This is a genomic window from Amycolatopsis sp. NPDC001319 (assembly GCF_042896185.1).
In the GTDB taxonomy this organism is placed as follows: domain Bacteria; phylum Actinomycetota; class Actinomycetes; order Mycobacteriales; family Pseudonocardiaceae; genus Amycolatopsis.
Genome location: NZ_JBIAWY010000014.1, coordinates 187,763 through 203,944, shown reverse-complemented (window position 1 = coordinate 203,944; position 16,182 = coordinate 187,763). Strand labels below are relative to the sequence as shown.

Annotated in this window: 16 protein-coding genes; 6 read left to right on the top strand and 10 right to left on the bottom strand. The window is 72.1% G+C overall.

Annotation, left to right across the window (positions count from 1 at the left end; genetic code table 11):
- The first annotated feature begins 1 nt into the window (after position 1).
- The 3 genes from ACFY1H_RS40380 (at position 2) to ACFY1H_RS40370 (ending at position 2,587) form a co-directional block, all read left to right on the top strand.
- Positions 2-775: an SRPBCC family protein gene (locus ACFY1H_RS40380; RefSeq protein ID WP_386955457.1), complete on the top strand. Its 774-nt coding sequence runs from the start codon at positions 2-4 to the stop codon at positions 773-775.
- A gap of 14 nt (positions 776-789) precedes the next feature.
- Complete coding sequence (locus ACFY1H_RS40375) at positions 790-1,566, top strand: IclR family transcriptional regulator (protein WP_386955455.1); 777 nt, start codon at positions 790-792, stop codon at positions 1,564-1,566.
- Positions 1,567-1,633: 67 nt separating this feature from the next.
- Positions 1,634-2,587 (top strand): hypothetical protein, encoded by a 954-nt coding sequence (locus tag ACFY1H_RS40370; RefSeq protein WP_386955453.1) that lies wholly within the window; start codon positions 1,634-1,636, stop codon positions 2,585-2,587.
- 299 nt (positions 2,588-2,886) lie between these two features.
- Here ACFY1H_RS40370 and ACFY1H_RS40365 read toward each other — a convergent pair whose 3' ends face one another.
- The 10 genes from ACFY1H_RS40365 to ACFY1H_RS40320 all read right to left on the bottom strand — a co-directional run bounded on the left by ACFY1H_RS40365 (position 2,887) and on the right by ACFY1H_RS40320 (position 14,777).
- Complete coding sequence (locus ACFY1H_RS40365) at positions 2,887-4,314, bottom strand: UbiD family decarboxylase (protein WP_386955451.1); 1,428 nt, start codon at positions 4,312-4,314, stop codon at positions 2,887-2,889.
- Between the two features lie 82 nt (positions 4,315-4,396).
- Positions 4,397-5,665: a YeeE/YedE family protein gene (locus ACFY1H_RS40360; protein ID WP_386955450.1), complete on the bottom strand. Its 1,269-nt coding sequence runs from the start codon at positions 5,663-5,665 to the stop codon at positions 4,397-4,399.
- A 63-nt stretch (positions 5,666-5,728) separates the two neighbouring features.
- Positions 5,729-5,968: a hypothetical protein gene (locus ACFY1H_RS40355; RefSeq protein ID WP_386955448.1), complete on the bottom strand. Its 240-nt coding sequence runs from the start codon at positions 5,966-5,968 to the stop codon at positions 5,729-5,731.
- Between the two features lie 442 nt (positions 5,969-6,410).
- A complete protein-coding gene (locus tag ACFY1H_RS40350; RefSeq protein ID WP_386955447.1) occupies positions 6,411-6,599 on the bottom strand; it encodes a hypothetical protein in 189 nt (62 codons plus the stop codon).
- 36 nt (positions 6,600-6,635) lie between these two features.
- Entirely contained in the window at positions 6,636-8,366 is a 1,731-nt protein-coding gene (locus ACFY1H_RS40345) for a hypothetical protein (RefSeq protein ID WP_386955445.1), read from the bottom strand.
- A 59-nt stretch (positions 8,367-8,425) separates the two neighbouring features.
- Positions 8,426-10,216, bottom strand: coding sequence for a hypothetical protein (locus ACFY1H_RS40340; protein WP_386955511.1), 1,791 nt, complete (start codon positions 10,214-10,216; stop codon positions 8,426-8,428).
- Positions 10,217-10,564: 348 nt separating this feature from the next.
- On the bottom strand, positions 10,565-12,307 hold the full coding sequence (locus ACFY1H_RS40335; RefSeq protein WP_386955443.1) for a thiamine pyrophosphate-dependent enzyme: 1,743 nt from the start codon (positions 12,305-12,307) through the stop codon (positions 10,565-10,567).
- Positions 12,308-12,317: 10 nt separating this feature from the next.
- A complete protein-coding gene (locus tag ACFY1H_RS40330; RefSeq protein WP_366578485.1) occupies positions 12,318-13,031 on the bottom strand; it encodes a flavodoxin family protein in 714 nt (237 codons plus the stop codon).
- A 141-nt stretch (positions 13,032-13,172) separates the two neighbouring features.
- The gene (locus tag ACFY1H_RS40325; RefSeq protein ID WP_366578487.1) at positions 13,173-13,457 is read right to left on the bottom strand and encodes a hypothetical protein; all 285 of its coding nucleotides are present in this window, start codon (positions 13,455-13,457) and stop codon (positions 13,173-13,175) included.
- A 102-nt stretch (positions 13,458-13,559) separates the two neighbouring features.
- Complete coding sequence (locus ACFY1H_RS40320; protein ID WP_386955441.1) at positions 13,560-14,777, bottom strand: PP2C family protein-serine/threonine phosphatase; 1,218 nt, start codon at positions 14,775-14,777, stop codon at positions 13,560-13,562.
- Between the two features lie 100 nt (positions 14,778-14,877).
- Between ACFY1H_RS40320 and ACFY1H_RS40315 the strand changes: the two genes are divergently transcribed.
- The 3 genes from ACFY1H_RS40315 to ACFY1H_RS40305 are packed head-to-tail and all read left to right on the top strand — an operon-like array spanning position 14,878 to position 16,123.
- Positions 14,878-15,330, top strand: coding sequence for an SRPBCC domain-containing protein (locus ACFY1H_RS40315; protein WP_386955439.1), 453 nt, complete (start codon positions 14,878-14,880; stop codon positions 15,328-15,330).
- Complete coding sequence (locus ACFY1H_RS40310) at positions 15,327-15,677, top strand: metalloregulator ArsR/SmtB family transcription factor (RefSeq protein WP_366578493.1); 351 nt, start codon at positions 15,327-15,329, stop codon at positions 15,675-15,677. Before ACFY1H_RS40315 ends, ACFY1H_RS40310 begins: the two co-directional genes overlap by 4 nt.
- Entirely contained in the window at positions 15,674-16,123 is a 450-nt protein-coding gene (locus ACFY1H_RS40305; protein ID WP_386955437.1) for an SRPBCC domain-containing protein, read from the top strand. The genes ACFY1H_RS40310 and ACFY1H_RS40305 overlap by 4 nt, the downstream gene beginning before the upstream one ends.
- Positions 16,124-16,182 lie beyond the last annotated feature (59 nt).

Sequence of the window (16,182 nt, the reverse complement as noted above, 5' to 3'; positions counted from 1 at the left end):
CGTGCGACTGGAGAACAGCTTCACCGTCGGCCTGCCGCCTGAGCAGGCGTGGGCCGTGCTCACCGATCCCGAACGGGTCGCGCCCTGCATGCCCGGCGTGCACCTGGACGAGGTCGACGGCGACGACGTCCGCGGCGGCCTGCGCGTGAAGGTCGGGCCGATCGCCGCCGAGTACTCCGGTCTGGCCCAGTTCCGCGAACGGGACGAGGCGGCCGGTGTTGTGGTCGTGGCGGCGTCGGGTCGCGAGGTGCGGGGCCGGGGTTCGGCTTCGGCGACGGTCACGTTGCGGCTGGCGCCGGCTCCGGAAGGCACGCGCGTCGACCTGGCCACGGAGCTCGCGCTGACGGGCCGGCTGGCGCAGTTCGGGCGTGGTGTGCTGGGCGAGGTGACCGGGCGGCTGGTCGACGAGTTCGCGCGGGCGCTGGCGGAGGAGGTGGCCGGGTCGCGGGTTCAAGCTGCGGCAGTGCCGCGGGCCCCGGTGTCCGGGGTCGCGGCGGCGGCTCTTGTCGAGCCGGTGGCGGAGGTCGTCGATCTGGCGGCAGCGGAGTGGCCGGACGACGAGCCGGTGAGCGCTGTTCCCTCGGCCGAACCCGCCGCTACGGCTCCGGTCGTGAGTGTTGCCGGTGCGCGGCCGAGTCCGGAGGACCGGCCGCGCACTCGGAACGCGGACGCCGTCGTCCTGCGCGCCGTCGCGATCCCGGTCGCGAAACGCGTGGTCCCGGCCGTGGCCGCCGTCGTCGCGGCGATCGTGCTCGCCCGGCGGTTGCGGCGATGACGGAATCTCCCGCGATGACCGGTTCCCCGTCCTCGGCCGGGCTGCCGGTGCCGTCGGTCGCCCGCGCCGCGTACGTGCTCGACGCCCTCGCCGCCGCCCCCGACGGGCTGCCGCTCAGCGAGCTCGCGCGGGTCATCGGCGCGCCCAAGAGCAGCTGCCTCGCCGTGTGCACGACGCTGGTCACCACGGGCCTGCTCACGCGTACTCCCGGCGGGCAGTACCGGCTCGGCTGGAAGGTCGTGCCGCTCGGGCGGGCGTACCTCGCGAAATCGGGGTTCGTGCTGGAGTTCCGGCGCGTCGACCAGGAGCTGGGGCTGCTGCCCGAGGACACGATCGTGCTGTCCCTGCTGGACGGACGCCACGTCGTCTACGTCGAGACGCGGCCGGGCCTGCGGACGCTCGCGATGTCCTACGAGATCGGGCTGCGCCTGCCCGCCCACTGCACGGCGAGCGGCAAGTCGCTGCTCGCGTCGCTGACCGACGACGAGATCGCGGGCCGCTACGCCGACGGCTGCTTCGAAACCCTGACCCCGCAGAGCATTTCGCGGATGCCGCAGCTCATGGCGGAGATCGAGAGCACTCGCGCCCACGGTTACGCCGTCGACGACGAGGAGACCGCGCCGGGCATGATGTGCGTCGGTGCCGCTGTCGCGGGGCGGGGCGGGCAGCCGGTGGGTGCGCTGTCGGTGAGCATGGTCAAGTCCACTGTGGACGCCGAACGCCTGAAGCACTCGACGTCCGCCATTCTCCATCTGAGCACTGCCATCACCGAACGGCTCGGAGGACTCTGAGCGCTCCCCAAATCCGGTGGCGTCGTGGGCGTCGCGGACGGCACGATGGCGCCGGAGAGGGGGAACGATGGTGACGGAAGAAGAACTGGACGCGCTCGCCGCCGGCGACCCGCGCGAGTGGCTGGTGGTGGACGAGTCCGAGCGGCGCTGGTCGTATTACGGCCAGCGCCTCAGGCGGACCTTGCCGTGGCGTCGGCGGAGCCGCGTGCAGCTCGTCGAGGCGGTTTGCGACGCCGACGGGTACATCCGGGAGCCGGGCGTGGGGCAGCTGCGGAGCAGCCGCGACCCGGAAGCGCTGCCCCTGCTGCTGGTGCGCTGCGTCGACTGGGTGCCCCAGGTGCGGGAGATCGCCCGCGCGGCGGTGCTCGCTCGGTTCGCGCAGGAGGACCTGGCGCCCCTGCTGCCGCTGGTCGTCGTGCTGAGCCGGCGGGCCGTGGACGACTGGGTGGACGAGCACGTGCTCCAGCCGATGCTGCGCTCGCCCGAGCTCCTCGACGTGGCGCTGGCCACGCCGGACCTGCGGACCCGCCGGATCGTCCACGAATCAGCCCAACGCGCCGGGTTGCTGTCCGACGAGCGGCTGGCCTCGATCGCGGTGCACGACCACGACGACGTGATCCGCACCCGTGTCGGCCGGCTCCTGCTCGACCGCGACGACCCCCGGTTCGTGCTGCCCCTGCTCGACGGCGGCGCCCCCAAGGTACGGGCGCGGGCGTTGCAGCTGCTGGGCGTCGAGACGGCCCGGGAACGGCTGGGCGAGAGCTCGTCGCTGGTGCGGTCCATGGCGCAGGCCCTCGTGCTGCGCGCGGGCGGTGACCCGGCCGCCTACTACCGGGACGCGCTGCGGTCGGGCGCCGTCACGCGCGCGACCGTCGCCGGCCTCGGCGAAACGGGGACGCTCGACGACGTCGACCTCCTGCGAGCACAGCTCGCCGACGAGCGGCCTCGGGTGCGCGTCGCCGGTCACCGTGTCGGCCGCCGAGGTGCGCCGAGCCGGTGGCCTGGCTCGGCCCCGGCGTGACCGGGGAGCTGCGGTGCCTTGCCCAGGCGTGAGGGCTGTCTGTCCGGAGTGGACAGCCCTCACACCCGGCCAGACGATCCCGCCGCGGCTGAGGCGATTCGCGCGCCCGTCAGGCTCATCCGGGCAGGTCGGTCACCGTGTCGGCCGCCGAGGTGCGCCGAGCCGGTGGCCTGGATCGGACCCGGCGTGACCGGGGAGCTGCGGTGCCTTGCCCAGGCGTGAGGGCTGTCCGTCTGAAGTGGACAGCCCTCACGCCCGGCCAGGCGATCCCACCGCGGCTGAGGCGTCTCGCCTGCCCGTCAGGCCCACCCGGGCAGGTCGGTCACCGCGGTGATCGTCTCGACGGCGTCGGCGTCCACTGCCTGCATTGCGTCCTCCGGGACCCGCGCGCGGGCGGGGAAGACGATCGGCGGGGCGGGTTTGGTGGCGTCGACGATGACGGCGGAGGAGCGTTGGGGGGTGCGGCCGCCGGCTTCGTCGTAGGACCAGTTGGTGGGGAGCAGGCCGCCGGGGCCGTTCCAGCGGGGGATGATCTGCAGGTCCTGCGACGCGTCGAAGCGGGTGCCGATGGCCCAGGCGACTTCGCGTTCGTCGTAGACGTCGATGTCGTCGTCGACGATGACGATGGCGCGCAGGTTCTCCGGCTCGGTGTTGAGGGCGGCGAAGGCGGCGCGGGTCGGGTCGGTGTCGGAGTTCTTGCGGATCGACAGGTAGCAGTGCATGCGGGCGTGCAGCGGGATGTTGACCGCGCGCAGGCCCGGCACCTTCTGCTGCACGGCCTCGTGGATGCTGGCGATGCGTGGCAGCGCGCCCATCAGCCGGTGCTCGCGGCCGGAGGCCTGGATGTCCTGGAAGATCGCGTCGCGGCGCATGGTGATGGCGTCGACCTCGATGACGGGCTTGCGGCCGCCACCGACGTAGTGGCCGGGCCATTCGGCGAACGGGCCTTCCTCCTCGAGCTCGTCGGGCAGGATGTGGCCCTCGATGACGATCTCGGCGTGCGCGGGCACGGGGATCCCGGAGGTCACCGTGGGCACCGTTTCGACCGATTCGCCCAGGTACGCGCCGGCGGCGTCGTACTCGCCGCCGATGCCGGGCACGCGCGACACCGCGCCCATGAGGAACGCCGGGTGGTGCCCGATCACCAGCGCGATCGGCGTGGGCTCGCCGCGTTCGGCGTAGCGGCGGTGGATGGTGCCGCCGTCGTGGGAGCCGAAAAACCACACGCCGAGGCGCCGCGGGCCGTAGATGTGGTGGCGGTAGATGCCGGCGTTGATCGCCCCCGACTCGGGGTCACGCGTCACGCCGACGGCCGCGGTGAGGAACGGGCCGCCGTCGAGCTCGTTGTGGGTGGGGATCGGCAGGCGGGTGAGGTCGGCGTCCTCACCGCGCCACACCACCTCCTGCACCGGCGCCGCGCCCGAGAACTCCACCGGCGGGTGCGCGGCCCGGCCCTGGCCCGCGACGGACGAACGCACGAGCGTCTCGACCTCGACCCCGAGGGCCAGGGCCATCCGCTCGTGCGTCGCGACGAGGTTGGTCAGGCAGCGCAGCTCGCTGCCGGCGACGTCGCTGAACAGCAACGCCGGGTACTCGCCGCGCTTGTCGTACCACGCTCCGTAAGCGGTGACACCGAACCGCGGGTCCACCTGCTTCGACACGTGCTTGACCTCGCCCGCACCGGTCGAGACCACCTCCGCGAGAAACGACCGCAGATCCTTCGTCACCGTGAGCCTCCCAAAAGACGTCAGACGTCTGACGCACTATAGGAACGTCGCTCCGGCCCCGACAAGGGTTCCCACCACCTGGTCAGCAGATGCTGTCACTCGGCCTCGGGTTGGCCAGCCCGAACAGCGGCCGCAGCCGCAGCCCGACCCAGGTGCCACCGAGGGCGAACAGGCCCCACAGCCAGCCGTGCAGGCTTCCGGTGGAGATCCCGGCGAGGTACGCGCCGATGTTGCAGCCGCCGGCGAGCCGCGCGCCGACGCCCATCAGGACCCCGCCGACCACGGCCGCCACCGCCGTGCGCCACGGGATCTCCGCGCGGATCTTCCACGTCCCGGCCGCCGAGGCCGCGACGGCCGCACCCAGGATGATGCCGAGGTCCGTGAGGCTCGTCTTGTCCGTCCAGATCGGGCCGGCCAGCGCCTTGGCGTTGGTGCTCGTCTGCCAGAACTCCCACGTCTCGGGATGCAGGCCGATGAGCTGCAGGAGCTTCGCGCCCCACAGCGTGAACGCGAACGTGACACCCCACGTCGAGCCCGACACGAGGACGACCGCCGCCGCGAGCACACCGAGCACGAGGGCGCCGACCAGCAACGGCCACGAACCACGCAGGACCCGCGCGAAACCGTGCGCGGTCGGCACGGGTTCGACCGGCGGCGGCGTGCGCCGCGCCTGCACGAGCCGCGTCACCACCACGACCAGCGCGAGCGCGGCCAGCGTGATCGCCCACGAACCGGCCCAGCCGACGTGGTCGGCCAGCAGGAACCCGGACACCTGCGGCCAGCCGGTGAACACGGGGTAGGCCCAGCTGTAGAGCACCGAGCCCGCGATGAACCCGCCGAGCGTGAGCACGATCGTCGACTGGCCCGCGCCGACGGCGAACAGCGTGCCGGACGCGCACGCGCCGCCCAGCTGCATGCCGATCGCGAACACCGCCGCGCCGACGAACAGCGGCAGGCCGATCGGGCCCGCGGTGAGCTTGGGCGTGGCGCCGAACAGCCCGGCGCCGGTTCCGGCGATGAGGGCGATGAGTGTGGTGGCGGTGCCGAGCAGCAGCGCGTGGGCCCGCAGGCCGGACCCGTTGCCGACGGCGATGAGCTGCCGCCACGCGGAGGTGAACCCGAAGCGGGAGTGGAACAACGCGACGCCGAGCGCGAGGCCCAGCACGAGCAGGATGCCGTACTTGCCGCCGTAGGTGGCCCAGACGTACCAGCTCAGCGCGACACCGAGCACGGCGGCGACCGCCAGCGGCACCACCCGCACCGGCTCTTCGGGCGCGGGCCAGGGCGCCTCGCACGACGTCGGCGACGACAGCAGGAACTGGCCCGCCGGCAGGGGTTTCTTCACGGACATGGGAACTCCAGGGGTCGAGGGGAACCGGCCACGGCGGCGGGCGCGCCGCCGTGGCCGCGGGGATCAGCCCCAGGAGGGCAGCAGCTTGCCCGGCACGCCGCCGACCGACTGGATCAGCCCGAGCGGCGGCACACCCAGCGGGGCGAACGTCCAGATGTTGTTCAGGCCGCTCGTGTCGGGCTCGTCGACGACGACCACCCCGGGATCATCACCGGTGGCCGCCAGGGCCGGCCCGGCCGCGACGCACACTCCGGCACCGGCGAACGCGGCGATCGCCGCGGCACGGACGAGGGTCTTCTTCATCGGGTTTCCTTTCGGTGGAAGGTTTTCAGGAGACGGTGGTGATGAGGCCGAACCTCGATCGGGTCGAACGGCTGCCCTCGCAGGGCCCGGGTTGGTGCCGGGGATGGCTTCGGTAGCCGGTTCGGCGTGGAGGCCGGGGTGTCGTTGTGGTGTGCCTTTCAGGACACGATCGTGATGAGGCCGAACACCGGGGCGAGCAGGTCGACCGGTTGCCCGACCGGGCCCGGGTTGGTGCGGGCGAGGGCTTGGGTAGCCGGTTCGGCGTGGATCCCGGCGCGGGGCGAGATGCCGTTGTGGTGTTTCTTTCAGGACACGATCGTGGCGAGGCCGAACACCGGGCGAGCAGGGCGACCGGCTGCCCTCGCAGGGCCGGGGTTGGTGCCGGGGATGGCTTCGGTAGCCGGTTCGGCGTGGAGGCCGGGGTGTCGTTGTGGTGTTCCTTTCAGGACACGATCGTGATGAGGCCGAACGCCGGGGCGAGCAGGTCGACCGGTTGCCCGACCGGGCCGAGCACGCCGCCGAGGTCGACGCCGGGCAGCGCCCAGACGGCGGGGTCCGCGGCGGCCACGCCGGCGCCGAGGGCGGTGAACACGGCGGCCGCGGTGAGGGCGAGCAGGATCCTGCGTTTCATGGGGTTTCTCCTTGTGACACTGGGATTTCCGGGGGTTCAGCGAAGGACCGCGGAGATCGGCACGACGGTCCCGTCGGGGACCCACTGGCCGGCGTAGTCGCGGTCCATCACCATGCCGGGGGCGTGGGGCTCCCCGGGGTCCATCGGCATCGCGTTGACCTGGGCCGACGCGTACATCTGCACGTCGCCCGTCAGCGCGGCGGGGCCGAGCCAGCGGGCGAACCCGCCGACGGTCGGGCTCTCGCCGCCGAACGCGTCGCCGAGCGCGACGGCGTAGGCGAGCGCCGTGGGGTCGCGCGGGTCGAAGCGCAGGGGCAGTGACGAGCTGGCGACGGCGTTCACGAGCGGGGCGTTGAGCAGCCACGGCGCGAGGTACAGGCCGTACTGGTAGGTCGGGCGGCTCTGCTGGGCCGTCTTGGCCTGCGTCAGCGCGGAGTAGCCACCGGCCCAGCCGGCCACGACGACCAGCGCGGTGTCCGGTCCGGGTTCGGCCTGCACGGCCAGGCCGTGGCGCGCGGCGGTGTCGCGCACGAGCCGGGAGGCGGCCCGGCCGCGGGGCGAGGTGTCGTCGACGAGTGTGAGCGCGGCGGGTTTGCGGGTGGCCAGGAAGTCGACCAGCTTCACCAGCGCGCCACTGTCCTCAGGGGACAGTGCGTCGGCCGGGCACGACGTCAGCACGTCCCGGCGGCCCGCGACGAGCCCGCCTAGCGCCGCGGACGCGCACTCCGGCGAGTCGGCCGTGACGCCCGGGCCGGGTTCGGTGCCGGCGTCCACCTCGACGGCCGTGGCGGTGTCACCGCGAGTGATGCGCAGGTCGCTGCGCCCGGGCGGCAGGACGACGTCGGCCCACGTGCCCTCCGCGCCGGGCCGCGCGACGGACTGGACGACCGCGCCGTCCGCGGCCGTCACCGCGAGATCGGCCCCGGCGCCGGCCGGGAAGTGGACCAGGTTGTGGCCCGGGCGCTGCGGGCTGACCAGGACCGGGTACCCGCCCGCGTCGGCGAGCAGCGGCACACCCGGCACGGGCAGCGGGGGAGGGGCCGGGATGGCGGCGAGCGCGGCCCACGCCAGGAACGCCGGCGCCACACCGACCGCACCGAAGCGGTACACGCGCCCGGTGTCGCGGCGCAGCACGACGGCCAGCACCGTCACCGCCAGCGGCAGCACCACGGCGAGCAGGACCGTGAGGCCGAACAGCGTCGTGTAGAGCCGCCGGTCGAATCCGGGGCCGGACAGCGCGAGTTCCACCCCGCCGGCCAGCACCAGCAGTCCGCCGAGGGTGAGCGACATCGGCCCGGGCCGGATGGCCGTGGCTCGCCACTGTCCGTCGGGCGAAGCACTGAGCAGGGCGAAACCGAACCAGACGGTGGCGCCCGCCACGTAGACGAGGTCCGCGGCGAACCCGAGGCCCGAGCGGCCCGCCGACGTCTCGAGCACCACCAGCGCGACGAGCGCGACCGACGCCCACCGCCCGAACCGCGGCCGGCTCACCAGCAGCGGCACGGCGAGCGCGAGCAGGACGTGCACCGCCAGCGCGACCGGGTTGATCGGCACGGCGAAGAACGAGCCTGCGGCCAGCAACGCCGATGCGCCGCCGAGTCCGAACAGGACAGTCCGCCTCCGCCGGCCGAGCGGGCCGGCCAGCGGGGCCAGCAGGCCGCCGCCGGCGAGGAAGGCGGTGGTGAGCAGCAACGCGAGCCGCAGCACGAGCGCCAGCGCGTCCACTCCGGACGAACCGGTGGCGGTCGTGAGGTCGTGGTGATCCATCGTGGACCTTCCGGGGAGGTCCGGTGCCGGGCCACCGAAGCGGACCGGCACCGGAGGGGTCACTTGACGTCGGCGTCCGCGGCCACGAACAGCTCCGAGTGCGGCTTGGCGTTGCCGAAGTCACCGTGCGGCCAGGACTTGCGGTTGAAGTTGATCCCGACCTGACCGGTGAACTCGTCGCGGAAGTTCTGGTCCACGGAGATCTTCCCGTCCGGGCCCAGGTTCAGCAGGTTGACCTTGTGGTCACCGTCCAAACCGGACCGGGCGACGAAGTAGTTCGACACCGCGAGGTGCTGCGGCTGCGTCGTCTCGTGGTAGAACCCGTCGCTGCCCAGCGCGAGGTTGTCGTAGGCGCCCCAGTGCGGGCCGGCCCCCGGCGTGCCGGGGTTGATCGGCGCCGCGCCGACGACCGTCGGCAGGTCACCGCCGCCGCCCTGCTGCGCCTTGGCCTTCGTGTCCACGCGGCCCTGGATGTCCTCGATCCGGTCGCCGGCGTTGACCAGCTTGGAGATGTCGAGCACGTAGACGCCGCCGGTGGTGCCGGGGTCGTCCGCGCCGAGCGTGCCCTTCTGCCGCCCGACGATCGCGCGGTAGAGGTACTTGTCGTCCGGGCTGGTCTGGATCCAGCCGCCGTTGGAGCTGGCGCCGTTGGCGTCGTTGCCCGGGTAGATGGCCTTGTTGGCCGCTCCGTCGTCGAACACCTCGATCCAGTGCGGATCCTTCGCCGTGATGTCCGGCGTGTAGAATACCGCGCCGCCCTGCATGGTCTGCGCGAACGCGCCCTTGTGGCCCGGCAGGTTCGTCACCGTGGTCTCCATGACCGCGCGGCTTTCCGAGTGCAGCGGGTCGGCCGGGTCGGCACGAGGGCCGTCCGGCAGGTAGGAGACCGCCTTCAGCTTCGGGTGGTTGCGGTCGGAGATGTCCCACGTGCGCACGGTCGGGCGCCGCAGGTACGGCGACGGCTGCTTCACCGGGTCGAGGATGATGTTGCGCGGCTCGGCGTAGTCACTGGTCACCAGCGTGTTCAGGTCCTCGCGGGCCTGCACGCCGTGCGGGTTGGCGCACGTCGGTTTCCCGAGCTGCGGGAGGTTGTCGCACAGCTTGGGGTTGTCGCCCTGCGGGGTCGCGGCCGGGTTCTGCGACAGGACCTGCGCGTTCTGGTCGAAGTGCACGACCTCGCCGGGGCTGCCGGCGAACCCGTTGCCGATCTGCGTGCTGCCGTCGGCGTAGGTGTACGGCCCGGGCACGACCGGCCCGCCCATGTACGTCCCGTACGCCGTGCCGTCCTTGAGCACCCAGTACGCGTCGGGCACGGAACCGCCGAGCGTCTGCGTCGGCAGGCTCACGCCCTTGAGTTTCAGCTGCGGCAGCGCACTCACGTCGAACGCGTAGGTCGCCGCGGCGAACAGCGCGCCCGCGTAGATCGTGTCGCCCTTGTGCCACACGTACTGCATGTGGTGCGGCTCGTTCTCCACGAGCGGGCCCACCGTCGCGGTGTTCACGACCTTGCCGTACGACGGCGAGCCCTGCGTCGCGTCGATCACGGCCAGGAAATCGGGGCCGGGCAAGGCGTTCTTCACCTTGTTGAGCCCGCCGCCGAGCGTGCCCGGCAGGTTCTTGACGTCCTTCACGGCGGTGTCGGCGATGTTCTCGTCACCGGCCCACACGAGCAGCCATTTCTTCGGCGTGCCGGATTTCGCGGTGAGATCCTTCGACACCAGGTGGTTCTGCACCCAGTACTGCTTGCCGTCGGCGGCGGTCTTGGTGTCGGTGGACACCTGGACCTCGGCGTACGCGCTCGTGCTCGCCCCGGTGTAGGTCACCGCCGCTATCGCGAGCGCGGTGGCCATCGACCCCGTCACCACCTTCCGCCAACGCGGACTGGATCGCATGCGCGTTCTCCTTCTGATCGTTTTCCGGGCACGACAAAGACACCCGTGGTCCCGTACTGGTTTCTGCGAATCCCGGCGGCTACTCGGTGACGAGCGTCCCGGGTTCGGACATGCGCGAAATAGTTGCGCCATTCAGACCAACCGTCAATCCGGTGATCAATCCCTGAGACGCCGCCGTATCGGGTGAATCCGCGACGCGCGCGTCTTCCCAGCTGAGCCGGTCTGCGTCACCCGACCGTGTGACTGGCACAAAACGAAAGAGGCCCGACCGTCACCGGTCGGGCCTCTGGCGGAAAGCGGGGGTGGCTACGCCTTTTCGTCGACGTCGTGCGCCGAGATCAGCGTCTCCTCGATCTTGGCGATGGCGAAACCCCAGGCCTGGCTGACGGTGGGCTTCGGCGGGATCACGATCTCCTCGGCGTTGGTGACGACGTCGAGCAGCACCGGGCCGGGGTGGGCGAGCGCGTCGCGGACGGTCGCGTCGACCTGGTCGGGGTGCTCGACGCGGACGGCGTGGATGCCGCAGGCGCGGGCGACGGCGGCGAGGTCCGGGTTCTTGAGCACGGTGCCGAACTCGGGGATGCCGCCCTGTTCCTGCTCCAGCTTGACCATGCCGAGGCGCGAGTTGTCGAACACGAAGATCTTCACCGGCAGGTCGTAGGCCGCGACCGTGAGCAGTTCGCCCATGAGCATGGTGAGGCCGCCGTCGCCGCAGAACGCGATGGTCTGGCGGGCGGGGTCGAGCTGGGCGGCGCCGAGGGCGTGGGGCAGGGCGTTGGCCATGGAGCCGAGGTTGTACGACCCGAGCAGCTGCCGGTTTCCGCGCAGGGTCACGAAGCGGGCGAGCCACACGGTGGACATGCCGGTGTCGGAGGTGAACACCGCGTCGTCGGTGGCGTGGCGGTCGATCGCCGCCGCGAGCACCTCGGGGCGGATGGCGCGCTCCCGGTTGTCGAACTGCTTGCGCACGCGGCCGACGATGCTCGAGTCGTAGCCGGGGTCGGCGAGGTGGTGCTGGCGGTCGCGCCAGCTCGTGTAGCGCTCGCACGACGCGGTGAGGTGCTCGCGCGAGGTCTTCGCCCGCAGCAGCGGCAGCAGCGCGGCCAGCGTCGTGCGGGCGTCGCCGACCAGCGCGTGGTCGACGTGCGTGCGGCGGCCGATGCGCTCGCCCTCGTGGTCGATCTGCACCACCGTCTTGCCCTTCGGGTACCAGTCGCGGTACGGGAAGTCGGTGCCCACCATCAGCAGCACGTCGCCGTGGGTCAGCGCGTGCTGCGCCGCGGGGTTGCCGATCAGGCCGGTTTGCCCGACCTGGTAGTCGTTGTCCCGTTCGAGGGTCTCCTTGCCCTTGAGCGTCAGGACCATCGGCGCGGCAAGGGTTTCCGCCGTCGCCAGCACCTCGTCGCGGGCCGGGCGGGCGCCGGAGCCGACGAGCATGGTCACGGTGTCCGCGCCGTTGAGCACGGCCGCCACCTCGGCGAGCGCGCCGGCGTCCGGGGTCACCGGCGGGTGCTGGCTCACGAACCGCGGCTCCAGCGTGCCGTGCGGCAGCTCGCGGCTCGCGACGTCGCCCGGGAGGGTGAGCACAGCGACCCCGTTGCGCGCGTACGCCGCGTTCACCGCGAGCTCCAGCAGGTACGGGAACTGTGCCGGGTCGGTGATCGTGCGGGAGAACACCGACACGTCGCGGAACACGGCGTCGTTGTCGACTTCCTGGTGGTAGTCGCTGCCCATCTCGGCGCTGGGCACCTGGCCGCAGATCGCGAGCACGGGGGTGTGGGACTTCTTCGCGTCGTAGAGGCCGTTGAGCAGGTGCAGCGAGCCGGGCCCGACGGTGCCCATGCACACGCCGATCCGCCCGGTGAGCTGCGACTGCGCGCCCGCGGCGAACGCGCCCGCCTCCTCGTGGCGGACCCCGATCCAGCGGATGCGGGGCTCCTGGCGCAGCGCGTCGGTGATCGGGTTCAGCGCGTCGCCGACCACACCCCACATCGCGGACACGCCGTGGTCGGCCAGGCTTTGCACGAGCATCTTCCCGACAGTGGTCATCGATGTCCTCTCAGCGGTACTCGGGGTTGGGATGGGTGAAGTCGAACCGCTCGCCCTCGTCCCAGGCCGCCCGCTGGTTGCCGTACGCGGGGATTCCGCCCGCGTCCTTCAGCATTTTGGCCAGGTGCATGAGGTTCCACGTCATGAACGTGGTGTTGCGGTTCGTGAAGTCGTTCTCCGGCCCGCCCGACCCCGGGTCCAGGTAGGACGGACCGGGGCCGATCGGCCCGAGCCACCCGGCGTCGGCCTGCGGCGGGATCGTGTAACCGAGGTGCTGGAGGCTGTAGAGCACGTTCATGGCGCAGTGCTTCACCCCGTCCTCGTTGCCGGTGATCAGGCAGCCACCGACTCGTCCGTAGTAAGCGTACTGGCCGGCGTCGTTGAGCAGGTGCGAACACGCATAGAGCCGTTCGATGACCTTCTTCATTTCGGACGAGTTGTCCCCGAGCCAGATCGGTCCACACAGGACGAGGATGTCGGCGGCCAGCACCGTTTCGTACAGGGCGGGCCATTCGTCGCTTTCCCAGCCGCGTTCGGTCATGTCGGGGTACACGCCGACGGCGATGTCGTGGTCGATCGTCCGGATCACCTCGACGTCGACGCCTTCGCGCCGCATGAGCTCAGCGCTCAGGCGGATGAGACCTTCGGTGTTGCTCGGCTCCGGCGAGCGCTTCAGCGTGCTGTTGAAGAACACGGCGCGCAGGCCGTCGAATCGGGGGCTCACGGGCACTCCAGGGTCGGTGGGCGGTCGCCTTCACCCCTAGGGAGCAGCACGCGGAGTCACCATTATCGGAACGTTACGGCGGTTCTCCCGGAAGGGCCGTACCCGCTTCCGGCGGCCGTTGCCGAGCTGGCGGGCCGGCGCCTACGGCCGGCGCTGCTCGATCGTGAACCCGAGCTTGCCCAGCACCGCCACCGCGCCCGCCTTGCCGCCTTCGAAGTCGCCGGGGGCGAGGCGCTCGCCGGTGGCGAATTCGTACGCCGTACCGAGCAGCGCCTTGTGCGGGTACCGCTTGCCCTCCCACACCAGTTCGTAGGTGCGCGACGGGCCGAATCCGTGCTCCGCGAAGAACGCCTCCGCCCCGAGCCGGTCGTACTCCCGCGCCGCGCGCACCACGTCCGCCTCGCTGACACGGCTCCAGGACACCATCTTCGCCGCACCTCCCGGGTCGGTCGACACCTCGTGGCCCAGCGTGGGCCCAGCGCCGGGGGCTTCGCATCGGGGAACTCCCCGGTGCGTTGCCGCGCGGGGCTACGGGCGCACCGGCCGCTTGGTCGCCACCAGCAGCGCGACGTCGTCCTGGGCCGGGTTCGAGCCGACGAGCGCGGCCATCACGCGGGCGCACACGGCTTCCGGGTCGCCCGTGGTCATGGCCGTGGTCAGGGCACGCAGGCCGTCGTCGAGGTCGGCGTTGCGGCGTTCGACGAGGCCGTCGGTGTAGAAGCCGAGCGTGCACTCCGGCGGCAGCGCGACCACGGTGTCGCGCCGGTCCGCGGGCGGCAGGCCCAGGCCCACGGGCAGGTCCGGCGGCACGTCCAGCAGGCGCGCGGGCGAGCCGGGCGTGGCCAGGACGGGCGGCGGGTGCCCGGCGAGGGACAGGACGAGGGTTTCGCGGTCCGGCGGCACCACGGCGTACGCGACGGTCGCCATGATGCCCTTCTCGAAGTGGTTCATCTTGCGGCTCAGCTTGGCCAGTGCCTCCGCCGGGCTCGCGGCGTCGAGCGCGTAGGCGCGCAGGGCGCTGCGCAGCCGGCCCATCACCACGGCGGCGCCGAGGCCGTGGCCGGCGACGTCGCCCATCACGATGCCGAGGCGGTCGCCGGGAAGGGGGAACACGTCGTACCAGTCGCCGCCGACCGCGAAGTCCGCGCCGGGCACGTAGCGGGAGGCGAAGTCCAGGCCCGGCACCGAGGCGATGCGCGCCGGCAGGAGGCTCCGCTGCAGGGCGGCCGCCGCCGCCCGGTCCTCGCCCGCGCCCTCGGCCACCATCGTCAGCGCGAGCCGGGCCGCGGCGACCTGCAGGAGCTCGATGTCGTCCGCGTCGAACGCACGCTCCACTGTGGACCCGATGTGCAGCACGCCCACGAGCTCGTCGCGGGCCAGCATCGGCACGCCCAGCAGCACTTTGAGGCCGCGTTCCCACAGCAGCGCGTTGATCACGGTCGACTCGTCGACGTGGTCGATCAGCACCGGCGCCTGCTGCGCCGCGACCCGCCCGGCGAACCCCGCGCCGACCGGCACCCGCACGCCCTGGAAGACCTCTTCCTCGATGCCCGCCGACGCGATGGCGGTGAGCTGCCCGGCGGCCTCGTCGTGGCGCAGCACCGTCGCGGTGTCGACGTCGAACAGCTCGCGGACGCGCTCCAGCAGCGTGCGCAGCAGTGGCTCCAGCTCCAGTCGGCCGAGGGCGGCGTCGGTGATCGCCTCCAGCCGGTGCAGCCGGTCGCGGGCGCCGGGTTTGACGGGCATCGGACCAGGCTACTGGGACACGGAACCTGCAACAGTTGGTTGCGCGTCGAAGGGATGTCCCCTAACCTGCAACCATCGGTTGCGAATGGAGAGGACGGTCATGGAGTACGGCACCATCGAGCGCGAGATCCGGATCGCGGCGACGCCCGAAGTCGTCTACGAGGTGATCACGCGGCCCGAGCACATCGCGGCGTGGTGGGGTTTCGGCGCGGTGTTCGAGGGGACCACGGGAACCCTGAGCCGGACGCGCCGCGACGGGAGCGGGCCGGTCGTCGTGCCGGTGTCCGTCCTCGAGGCGCGGCCGCCGCGGCGTTTCGTGTTCCGCTGGGTACAGCCCGAGGGACAGGCGGCGACGCCGGAGAACTCGTTCCTCGTCACGTTCGAGCTGGTACCCGAAGACGGCGGCACGCTGCTCAAGCTCACCGAAGCGGGGTTCCGCGAGATCGGGTGGGAGGCGGCGCGGCTCGAGGCGTACCACCGCGACCACAGCGCCGGCTGGGACGAGCACCTGCCCAACCTCGCGGCGTATGCGGCCGGCCTGGTGCGCTCGTGATCGACGACGAGCTGTGGGCCGCCCTCGGCGACCCCACGCGGCGGCACCTGCTCGACCTGTTGCTGGCCGACGGGTTCGGCACGGCGACGGGCCTGAGTGAGCACCTGCCGGTGACGCGTCAGGCGGTCGCCAAGCACCTCGGTGTGCTGGAGCGCGCGGAGCTGGTCGTGGCCCGCAAGGACGGGCGTGAGGTCAGGTACGTCGTCAACGAAGCGCAGTTCGCCCGTGCCGTCGCGCAGCTGACCTCCGTCGGCGCGGCGTGGGACGCCCGGCTGCGCCGGATCAAGACGATCGCCGAGTCGATCGAGGCTCTGCGTTCGGCCGAAGGGAAGGAACCCCCGTCATGACCTCGGATTACTGCAAGACCGTCTCGATCGACGCCGCTCCCGACACGGTGTTCGACGCGCTCACCACTGTGACGGGTCTCGGCGCGTGGTGGACCCGCGTCACGGGAACCGGCGACACCGGCGGCGAGCTCCGGTTTTTCTTCTCCCACCCGGACCCGTGCGTGATGCGGGTCGACGAAGCCACCCGGCCGAGCCTGGTGCGCTGGACCGTCACGTCGTGCGACTTCCTGCCGGACTGGGTCGGCACGCGGCCGACCTTCACCCTTGTCCCGGCCGGCGGCGCCACGGAACTCCGCTTCCGCCACCACGGCCTGACGGCGGAGCTCGAGTGCATCGCCATGTGCACCCGCGGGTGGAACCACTTCACCGAAAGCCTGCGTGCCTACGCGGAATCCGGCGTCGGCATGCCGAGCGGCAGCCCCGCGGACCTGGCCCGGCGCCGGTGAGCCACGGAAAACGCGAGGTTCCACGCCCTCGGTCCCTTTAGGCTCGACGGCCTCGCGGC